This window comes from Candidatus Aquicultor sp. (assembly GCF_054640775.1).
In genome coordinates, this window is sequence record NZ_JBTSLF010000237.1 from 1 (window position 1) to 3,482 (window position 3,482).

Genomic DNA, 3,482 nt, shown 5'->3' on the forward strand with positions numbered 1-3,482 from the left:
TAAAGCATATCGGTGTAACAGCGGGCGCCTCTACCCCGGACTGGATCCTCAAGGAGGTAATCGACCGCGTGAAAGCGCTGGCCGGTTAAATCCCCCTCTGTTATTATCTAATATCTATGAACGAAACGAGTTTAGAGGTGTAACCATGATTGCGGCGGAAGTATGCGAGGTAAAGCCGGGTAGTATCGCGCATAAAAACGGCATACGCGCGGGTGACAAGCTTTTGTCGATAAACGGGCGAAAGCTGCGCGATATACTCGACTACGAGTTTGCCACGGCTGACGAGGTGCTCGACATCGAACTAGAGCGCAACGGCGAGCACCGGCATATAAAAATGGAAAATCCGCATCTTCTCGGGCTTGGGATATATTTTTCAACGTCCATGTTCGATGGCATAAAAACCTGCGCCAACAAGTGTGTGTTTTGCTTTATCGATCAGCTGCCGCCGGGGATGAGGGAAGCGGTTTACGTAAAGGATGACGACTATCGCCTTTCGTTTCTCTACGGTAATTTTGTAACGCTCACCAATATGAACGATGAGGATATCGAGCGGATTATCGAAGACAGGATAAGCCCGCTTTACGTATCGCTTCATGCAACAAATCCGCAGCTGCGCTCGATGATGCTCGGCAGGAAGAAAGAAGACAAAACACTCGTTCACCTGCGGCGATTATCCGATGCCGGGATCGAGACCCATATCCAGATGGTAATGTGCCCCGGCCTTAACGACAAAGACGAGCTGGAGCGCTCAATACAAGTGCTTTCGAGCGACTACCCAAACGTCGGCTCCGTTGGGCTCGTGCCGGTTGGTCTAACCGGATTTAGAGACAGCTTATACCCTTTGCGTTCGTTTGAAAAACAAGAGATAATAGGGCTTATTGCGCAGATCGAGCGGTGGCAGGAAAAGCTCGAGAAGCAGAGGGGCGGGCCCTGGGTCTATATCGCCGACGAGTTTTATATCGCGGCGGGGCGCAGGCTTCCACCAGTCGAGCATTACGGGGAGTTTCCACAGATAGAGAACGGCATCGGCCTGTCGAGCCTCTTTATTGACGAGGTGGAGAACGGCATCGAACAGTTGAAGAACGCCGTAAGTAAGCGAAACAGGGCAAAACAAGCGCCGCAAAGAGGGAATAATGGTAGTACGCCGTTGAGAATATCCATGGTAACGGGTGAGTTGTTTTCAGGCATACTCGAAGGCATTGTCTGTAACATAAGTGAAATCGCAGGTATTGCTATCGATGTGATTCCCGTTGAGAACAAGTATTTCGGTGGAAAAGTGAACGTAACCGGTTTATTGACCGGAACAGATATCGTCTCAAGCGCACGCCAAAAGTTTTTAGAACAGGGCGTGCCGGATATATTAGTCGTGCCCGATGTAATATTGAATGCGGACGGCCTTATGCTCGACGGGTACTCGCCCGAACAGGTGGCGCGTGAGCTGGGCGTAGAGGTAAGAGTTTTCGGAAGCTCGGGCGAAGGATGTATCGAAGGGCTTATGGAGGTTATAGAAAATTAGATGTCATATCCTTTAGTTGCGGTCGTTGGAAGGCCGAATGTCGGAAAATCGATGCTGGTAAACAGAATGGTCGCGACCCAGCAGGCGATCGTACATGAAACCGCCGGGGTTACGCGCGACCGGAACTATGTCGACACCGAATGGAACGGCAAAACATTCACGATCATCGATACGGGCGGCATTGATTTCGGGGTCGATAAATCGATGGGCAAACAGATTACCGAGCAGGCCCTTCTCGCCATAGAGGAGGCCGACGTAATCCTTTTTGTCGTTGACGGAATGGTAGGCCAAATGCCCGAGGATGACCTTGTAGTAAAGCAACTCAGGGGAGCGACAAAACCTGTGATCCTTGCGGTAAACAAGATCGATGATATCATTCATGAGGCGGCGATATACCAGTTCTACAACGTGGGGTTGGGCGAGCCGTACCCGGTATCGGGAATGCACGGGCTCGGCGTCGGCGACCTTTTAGATGCGATAACGGCCTTGCTGCCCACCGTTGCGAGAATCGAGAACCCAGATGAGGTAAAAGTAGCCCTTGTCGGTAAACCGAATGTCGGGAAATCCTCGATACTCAACAGGCTCCTCGGTGAGGAAAGGGTTATAGTAAGCGAAGTCCCCGGTACCACACGGGATGCTATCGATACCGTATTTGAAAAGGATGGCGTGACATATCGCTTCATCGATACTGCCGGCTTGCGAAGGCAGCCGAGGGTAAAAGAAGATATCGAATATTACAGTTTCCTGAGGTCGCTAAGGGCGCTAGACAGGGCGGATATTGGGCTTATCGTGATGGATTCCGAGGAAGGCCCGACAACCCAGGACCAAAAAATAGCAAATCTCGTCGAAGAGCGGGGGTGCGCGAGCATTCTCGTTTTGAATAAATGGGACCTGGTCGAAACGCGCGAGAAAGCGGACAAGGTGGAGGACGTTCTCGAGACCAAGTTGCGGTTCCTCGATTATTCACCCAGGCTGAAAGTCTCGGCCAAAACAGGCAGCGGCGTGGTCAAGCTGTTTACATTGTTCGACCAGGTAATGGCCGAATACAATAAACGAATCTCCACTGCCGCTATAAACGGCCTGATAATGAAGATAAAAGCGGAAGGGCTTCAGCCGGCAAAAGGGGGCCGCACGCTCAAGATGTCGTATGCATCGCAGACCGGAACCAGGCCGCCGACATTTGTGTTTTTCGTGAACCACACACAGCTTGTAACGCCATCTTATGAACGCTATATTGAAAACCAGATAAGAAAGACCTTCGGGTTTATCGGTTGTCCTATCAATATACATTTTAGGAGCAAGTATCGGTAAGAGCAGCGATTAGCGAAGAGCGATTAGCGATTGGGTGTGGGTCGAGAGAGTGGGTCTCTAATCGCCAATCACTGAGCTTAAAGGAGACGCAGTTGATAGTTATCTCAATAGCACTACTACTATTTGGATATCTCTTAGGCTCGGTACCGTTTGGTCTCGTTATCGCCAAGGTATTCTATCGCGTTGACATCAGGCAGCATGGAAGCGGCAACATCGGGGCGACAAATTGCTATAGAACGCTCGGCCCGATTGCGGGAATATTAGTGCTCGCCGCTGATGTCCTGAAGGCGATGATCCCCATATTTATAGCGCAGGCGGTATTATCGAATAGTCCACATATTGTGCCGTTAATGAGCGTGATCGTAGGATTGTCGGCGGTTATCGGCCATAGTTATTCGATATTCTTGGGATTCTCCGGCGGAAAAGGGATGGCTACCGCATCGGGTATTATACTGGCGCTCTGGCCGTGGGCGGCGCCTATCCTGGTCGGCATATGGGCATTGATAATAGCGCTCACTCGATACGTATCCCTCGCCTCGATAATCGTAGCGCTGACGCTACCGGTACTAGTGGCGATATTATATCCATCAACAGTGTATATTGTGTTCTCGATACTTGTTGGAGCGGTAGTCGTGTATAGGCACAGGTCGAATAT

General features: G+C 50.8%; 4 protein-coding genes. All 4 read left to right on the plus strand.

Features of this window, described 5'->3' with window-relative positions; genetic code table 11:
• The first annotated feature begins 8 nt into the window (after window positions 1–8).
• Window positions 9–89 (plus strand): hypothetical protein, encoded by an 81-nt coding sequence (locus tag ACYC56_RS13390; protein ID WP_461374677.1) that lies wholly within the window; start codon window positions 9–11, stop codon window positions 87–89.
• A 56-nt stretch (window positions 90–145) separates the two neighbouring features.
• On the plus strand, window positions 146–1,516 hold the full coding sequence (locus ACYC56_RS13395; RefSeq protein ID WP_461374674.1) for a DUF512 domain-containing protein: 1,371 nt from the start codon (window positions 146–148) through the stop codon (window positions 1,514–1,516).
• Complete coding sequence (gene der / locus ACYC56_RS13400) at window positions 1,517–2,827, plus strand: ribosome biogenesis GTPase Der (protein WP_461374675.1); 1,311 nt, start codon at window positions 1,517–1,519, stop codon at window positions 2,825–2,827.
• A gap of 92 nt (window positions 2,828–2,919) precedes the next feature.
• On the plus strand, window positions 2,920–3,482 hold a 563-nt coding region (gene plsY, locus ACYC56_RS13405; RefSeq protein ID WP_461374676.1), incomplete at its 3' end, for a glycerol-3-phosphate 1-O-acyltransferase PlsY.